Below are 6,518 nucleotides of genomic sequence, written 5' to 3'. Positions count from 1 at the left end.
GTTGGGCTTTTGTCGTTTATCGCGATGCGGCGGAAATCGCGTCCGGCTTCGGTGGCGCCGAAGAGTCCGCCAATAATTCGATGGAATTGACCGCTGTGCTCAGGGCGGCGATCTGGATCAACAGCGAGGCAAGCGGCGAGCCCGCGACCATCTGGTCCGATTCCGTCTACGCCATCAAAGGCTGCAACAGCTGGCGACATATCTGGAAGAACAACGGCTGGAAGAAAAGCAGCCCGAATGGGAATGCCCGAAGGCGAACGATCGCCAATGCGGAACTCTGGAAAGCGGTCGATCTTCAACTATCCCAGAATGCGCTCATGACCATTGTCTGGTGCAAAGGCCATTCCGGCATTGCCGGTAACGAACGCGCGGATGCGCTTGCGGATAAAGGGCGCCTGTCGATACGGCGTGCCTGATTTATGTGACATCAGGACATGTGTCGGGACGACTTCAGGGTCTTTACGCGGTGTTGCGGGCAACCGGCTCACGCCGGCTGCGATGCCTCGACGACGGCCAGCGCTGCCATATTGACGACGCCGCGGGAAGTGACCGAGGGGGCGAGGATATGGGCGGGCAGGGCGGTGCCGAGCAGGATCGGGCCGACATGCAGGCCGTCGGTCATCGACTTGACCACACCGAGGGTGATGTTGGCGGCATCGAGGTTCGGGAAGACCAAAAGGTTCGCCTCGTCGTGCAGCGTCGTGTCCGGCATGACGCGCTTGCGCAGCGCTTCGGTGATGGCGCTTTCGCCGTGCATCTCGCCGTCGACCTCGAGGTCGGGTGCAGCATCGCGCACGAGCTGCAGGGCGTTGCGCATCTTCGTGGCGCTTTCGGACTCACGCGAGCCGAAGTTGGAATGCGAGACGAGGGCGGCGCGCGGGGTGAGGCCGAAACGGCGGATTTCCTCGGCCGCCAGCACTGTCGCCTCGGCGACCTCCTCGGCGGTCGGATTGAAGGTGACATAGGTGTCGGTGAAGAAGGTGGCGCCGCGCTGCGAAATCATCAGGCTGAGGGCTGAGAAATCGCGGACATTCTTGCGCTTGCCGATGATCTGGCGGACGTCGCGAAGATGCTTCTCGTAACGGCCTTCGAGGCCGCAGATCAGCGCATCGGCCTCGCCGCGCCTCAGCGCCAGCGCGCCGATGACTGTGGTGTTGGTGCGCACGATCGTGCGGGCCGCTTCCGGGATGACGCCGCGGCGGCCGACGAGGGAGAAATAGAGATCGACATATTCGCGGAAGCGCGGATCGTCTTCCGGATTGATGACTTCGAAATCCTGCAGCGGCCGGATGCGCAGGCCGTAGCGCTTCAGGCGCGTCTCGATGACTTGCGGGCGGCCGATCAGGATCGGTTCGGCAAGGCCTTCTTCGAGCAGCACCTGGGCGGCGCGCAGCACGCGCTCGTCCTCGCCTTCGGAGAAGATGACGCGCTTGCGCTCGGCCGCCTTGGCGGCGGTAAAGATCGGCTTCATGACGAAGCCGGAGCGGAAGACGAAGCGGTTCAGCTGGTCGAGATAGGCGTCGAAGTCCTGGATCGGGCGGCGCGCCACGCCGCTCTGTTCGGCGGCTTTGGCGACGGCAGGCGCGATGCGTAGGATCAGGCGCGGATCGAAGGGCGAGGGGATCAGGTAATCGGGGCCGAAGACCGGGGTCTCGCCGGAATAGGCACGCGCGGCGACGTCGGACGGCTCTTCGCGGGCAAGGGCTGCGATGGCGCGCACGGCCGCCATCTTCATTTCCTCGTTGATCGTCTCGGCGCCGCAATCGAGCGCGCCGCGGAAGATATAAGGGAAGCAGAGGACGTTGTTGACCTGGTTGGCGAAATCCGAGCGGCCAGTGCAGATCATCGCGTCGGGACGGGCAGCGCGGGCGAGATCGGGCATGATCTCCGGCGTCGGATTGGCGAGCGCCATGATCAGCGGCTTGTCGGCCATCTGCGCCAGCAGCTCCGGTTTCAGCACGCCGGCGGCCGAAAGGCCGAGGAAGACGTCGGCGCCGCCGATATTTTCGGCGAGCGTGCGCGTATCGCTCTTCTGCGCGTAGATGGATTTCCATTCGTCCATCAGCTCGATACGGCCCTCATAGACGAGGCCTTCGAGATCGTGGACCCAGATGTTTTCGCGTTTTGCCCCGAGAATGACCAGCAGGTTGAGGCAGGCAAGGGCGGCGGCACCGGCGCCGGAGGCGACGATCTTGATGTCGGCGATGTTTTTGCCGGCGAGTTCCAGCCCGTTCAGGATCGCAGCGGCGACGATGATTGCCGTGCCGTGCTGATCGTCGTGGAAGACGGGGATCTTCATCTTTTCGCGCAGGCGGCGCTCGACCTCGAAACATTCCGGCGCCTTGATGTCCTCGAGGTTGATGCCGCCGAAGGTCGGCTCCAGCGAGGCGATGGTCGAGACCATCTGGTCGACGCCTGCCGCGTCGATCTCGATATCGAAGACGTCGATGCCGGCGAATTTCTTGAAGAGCACGGCTTTGCCCTCCATGACCGGTTTGGAGGCAAGTGGGCCGATATTGCCGAGGCCGAGAACGGCGGTGCCGTTCGAAATGACGGCGACGAGATTGGCGCGCGAGGTATATTCGGCTGCCATTTCGGGGTTGTCGCGGATGGCAAGGCAAGGGGCAGCAACGCCGGGCGAATAGGCGAGCGCCAGGTCGCGCTGGTTGCCGAGCGGCTTTGTCGCCTGGATCTCAAGCTTGCCGGGGCGAGGATAGCGGTGGAAGAAAAGCGCCTGTTCGTCGAGATCGCCGCTCGTCAGGTTCTTTTCCGTCTTCGATTTTTCCGGGTGATCCATCGCCGCCTCCGTGCACGTCTTTTGAGCTCCCTCCATACATCAATCGGCTACGGGCGACAGTATGGAAATGGGGGATGGGCGAAGTTTTCGTGAGGTGGGCAGAGGGGTGTATCCACGCCGTGACCATTCGGCCTTCAAGCAGCCGCCGCAGCTAGCTAATCCTTTTGGGGAAACTTGTTTGACGACCTCAACAGGAGCAGGATGCCGGCCGCGACGGTGCGGGGCGCCGGTCGCATGGAGGAAATCATGGACAATTTGAACCTCACGACCCTGCAAAAGGGGCAGACGATGGTCAATGACGTGGCCATCGATGCTTTTGCCGCCGGATTTCGCGGCAGTCTCCTGACCAGCAAAGACATGGATTACAACGAGGCGCGGGCGATCTGGAATGCGATGATCGACCGCAGCCCCGGGCTCATCGCGCGTTGCGCGGGTGCCGCCGATGTCGTGCGGGCGGTGCGGTTTGCACGCGACAACAATCTGCTTCTTTCGGTGCGCGGCGGTGGGCACGGCATCGCCGGCAATGCCGTCTGCGAGGGCGGCGTCGTCATCGACCTGTCGGCGATGAAATCGGTGCGGGTCGATCCGCAAACGCGGCGTGCCAGGATCGAGCCGGGCGCCACGCTTGCCGATGTCGACCAGGAAACGCTGGCCTTCGGGCTGGTGCTGCCGACCGGCATCAATTCCACGACCGGCATCGCCGGGCTGACGCTCGGCGGCGGCTTCGGCTGGCTGACCCGCAAATTCGGGCTGACGCTGGATAATCTGCTTTCGGTCGACGTGGTGACGGCCGACGGCGAGCTGGTCAAGGCGAGCGAAAAGGAAAAACCCGACCTCTTCTGGGCGCTGCGCGGCGGCGGCGGCAATTTCGGCGTCGTGACCTCGTTCGAGTTCAAGCTCAACCCTCTCAACACAGAGGTGCTCGCTGGGCTCGTCGTGCACCCCTTCGCCGATGCGGAAATGGTGCTCAAGGAGTACCGACAGGCGCTGGAAGCGGCCCCAGACGAACTGACCTGCTGGGTGGTGATGCGCCAGGCGCCGCCGCTGCCGTTCCTTCCCACTGAATGGCACGGCAAGGAGATCGTCGTGCTCGCCATGTGTTATTGCGGAGACATCGCGGCGGGCGAAAAGGCGGCGGCCAGATTGCGCGCGATCGGAAATCCGATTGCCGACGTTGTCGGCCCGGTGCCGTTCACCGGCTGGCAGCAGGCATTCGATCCGCTGTTGACACCGGGCGCGCGCAATTACTGGAAGAGCCAGGATTTTGCCTCTCTCTCAGATGTCGCGATCGAGGTTCTGCTCAAGGCCGTGCGCAAGCTGCCTGGCCCGGAATGCGAGATCTTCATCGGCCATGTCGGCGGTGCGGCTGGCCGCGTGGCCACCGAAGCCACCGCATTTCCGCAACGCAGCTCGCATTTCGTCATGAATGTGCATGCGCGCTGGCGGGAAGCCGGGATGGATGGAAGCTGCATAGACTGGGCGCGGGATCTGTTCGAGGCAACCAAGCCGCATTCGGTCGGCACGGCCTACATCAACTTCATGCCCGAAGACGAAGGCGATCGCGTCGAGACCGCCTATGGCGCCAACTACGCTCGCCTTGCCGAGATCAAGCGGCGCTACGATCCGAACAATCTGTTCCGGATGAACCAGAATGTTAAACCGATGGCGGCAGTGCGAGCTGCCTAGCCCCGACGATCCCGCGCTCGGGTGATATAGCCGGGCGCGGGATGAGTCGCCAATCACTTGTCACCCCTCGGTGAGTTCGATCAATTCGCGCAGCAGAACCGCGTCGTCGGACGCGGCATGGCCGTCAGGCCGCAGAACATGGGCAAGCCATGCGCCGTCCGCCGCCAGGCGAACGATCTCGAGTCGCATTCCGCCATCGGTTTCGGCGTGTTTGATGAGCCGGTCATTCATCCATTTATGCCAGAGAGACTTGGAGTAGGGGTCGGCAAGCACGGTCATCGTCTGCGCCGACCACGGGCTGTTGTTGAGGGCGCGGTCGGCAAACAGGGTGCGGACATAGGCGCGGGTGAATGTGCCGTGGCCGCCCTTGTCCCTTCCCAATTCGTGATCGATCTCACGGTCGAGGTTTTCCATCATGCCGTCGAACACGGCCTCTATAAGCACCTGCTTATTGGGGAAGTGGTGAAACAGACCTCCCTTGGTCACGCCGGCGGCACTCGCGACCGCCTGCAGGCTGACGGCGGCCAAGCCATGCTCGAGCGCCAGCCTGGTGGCGCAATCAAGAAGAGCCTGCCGCACGACATCCGGCTGTTTCTTTCTGTTGCGGGGGCTATCTACCAATGCATGTCCTGTGTTCGAGATAAGCTTCGCGCCGCGGCGGCGCGAGAGGATCAGTATCACTCCCGGGATCGCCGGGCCATGGGAGTTCCGATCATGATAGTGCTATCATACCTACCGGTAGGTATCTTGCAATGCAAAAAAAGATCGACTATCTGTCGGCTGAGGAGGCCCGCCGAACGTCATTTCGGCGGGCTGTGCTTTTTGGGACCCCAGCGGGACCAGCAGGAAGGCTAATGAACATGCTTTTTCGAACGAAATCATTGCGTTATACGCTTGCCCTGGCGCTGATATTCGGTGCATGCCTGCCGGCTTACGCTCAGGAGGGCGGCGCGATGCCGCCTGCCGCCGTCAGCGTCCTGACGCTCAACGCGCGTCCGGTTCCCGTTATCAGCGAGCTGCCGGGCCGCATCGCCGCGACGCGCGTTTCGGAGGTGCGGGCCAGAGTTTCCGGCATCCTGCAGGAACGGATCTTCGAGCAGGGCAGCCTCGTTCATCAGGGCGACGTGCTCTACCGGATCGATCCGGCGCTTTTCCGGGTCCGCGTGGCGAGTGCCGAGGCAAGCCTCGAGCGCGCCAAGGCGACGCAGCTGAATGCCCGTCAGCAGTTGGAGCGCCAGAAGTCATTGCGCGATCGCGATGTTGCAAGCGGTATCGAATATGATGCGGCCGCCGTCGCCCTTGCTCAGGCCGATGCCGATGTTGCACTGGCGCAGGCAGCACTCGACGAGGCGAAGATCAATCTCGGCTATACCGAAGTCCGCGCACCGATATCAGGTATCATCGGCGGCGCGCTGGTGACGGAAGGCGCGCTGGTGACGGCCGACGCCGGCGATGCGCTGGCGATGATCCAGCAGATCGACCCCGTTTATGCCGACTTCACACAATCCTCCGGAGACCTGCTGGCGCTGAAGCGGGCGGTCGAAAACGGCAGCCTCACATCGACCGAACCAGGCAAGGCCGACATCAAGCTCGTCTTCGATGACGGCACGGTCTATGGCGAAGCCGGTAAGCTGCTCTTCAGCAGCGCAAGCGTCGATGCGACGACGGGCCAGGTCACCCTCCGCGGTGAATTCCCCAATCCGAAGGGCGACCTGCTGCCCGGTCTTTACGTCCGCGTCCGTATCGAACAAGCCGTCCGGGAGAAGGCGATCCTTATCCCGCAGCGCGCCGTCATCCGCACGGCCGACGGCAAGGCGCAGGTCTACGTCGTCCAGGAGGGAGACGTAGCACAGCCGCGTGACGTGGAGCTCGGACAATCCTTCGGCAATGAATGGGTGGTCGAAAGCGGCCTGTCATCAGGTGAGCGTCTCGTTGTCGACGGCAGCCAGAAACTGCAGCCGGGCGCAAAGGTCGCGCCGGAAGAGTGGCGCGATGGTCAGCTCGCGTCCGGTGACGCCAAGAAGCCGGAGTAAGG

5 protein-coding genes are annotated in these 6,518 nt (G+C 63.1%); 3 read left to right on the top strand and 2 right to left on the bottom strand.

All coding sequences use genetic code 11. The features are described from left to right. A partial coding sequence (locus tag FY112_RS14690; protein ID WP_151518672.1) for a ribonuclease H occupies positions 1-416 on the top strand: 416 nt, incomplete at its 5' end. Positions 417-484: 68 nt separating this feature from the next. Here the strand turns inward: FY112_RS14690 and FY112_RS14685 are convergent. Further along, a complete protein-coding gene (locus FY112_RS14685) occupies positions 485-2,797 on the bottom strand; it encodes an NADP-dependent malic enzyme (RefSeq protein WP_151518671.1) in 2,313 nt (770 codons plus the stop codon). A 246-nt stretch (positions 2,798-3,043) separates the two neighbouring features. Between FY112_RS14685 and FY112_RS14680 the strand changes: the two genes are divergently transcribed. Then, positions 3,044-4,483, top strand: a complete 1,440-nt coding sequence (locus FY112_RS14680) for an FAD-binding oxidoreductase (protein WP_151518670.1) — start codon at positions 3,044-3,046, stop codon at positions 4,481-4,483. 60 nt (positions 4,484-4,543) lie between these two features. On the opposite strand, the gene FY112_RS14675 is transcribed toward FY112_RS14680, so the two are convergent. Next, positions 4,544-5,104, bottom strand: a complete 561-nt coding sequence (locus FY112_RS14675) for a TetR/AcrR family transcriptional regulator (RefSeq protein ID WP_151518668.1) — start codon at positions 5,102-5,104, stop codon at positions 4,544-4,546. 233 nt (positions 5,105-5,337) lie between these two features. On the opposite strand from FY112_RS14675, the gene FY112_RS14670 reads away from it, so the two are divergent. After that, on the top strand, positions 5,338-6,516 hold the full coding sequence (locus FY112_RS14670; protein WP_181018219.1) for an efflux RND transporter periplasmic adaptor subunit: 1,179 nt from the start codon (positions 5,338-5,340) through the stop codon (positions 6,514-6,516). Positions 6,517-6,518: the final 2 nt, after the last annotated feature.

The sequence above is a fragment of the Rhizobium sp. PEPV16 genome (assembly GCF_008919455.1).
Taxonomy (GTDB): domain Bacteria; phylum Pseudomonadota; class Alphaproteobacteria; order Rhizobiales; family Rhizobiaceae; genus Rhizobium; species Rhizobium leguminosarum_Q.
Note: the sequence above shows the minus strand (reverse complement) of the source record. Positions and strands in the feature narration are given on the sequence as shown.

Bases quoted from the DNA above. Each gene is read 5' to 3' on its own strand.
- FY112_RS14670 (WP_181018219.1), top strand. From the start codon at position 5,338: ATGAACATGCTTTTTCGAACGAAATCATTGCGTTATACGCTTGCCCTG.
- FY112_RS14685 (WP_151518671.1), bottom strand. From the start codon at position 2,797: ATGGATCACCCGGAAAAATCGAAGACGGAAAAGAACCTGACGAGCGGC.
- FY112_RS14680 (WP_151518670.1), top strand. From the start codon at position 3,044: ATGGACAATTTGAACCTCACGACCCTGCAAAAGGGGCAGACGATGGTC.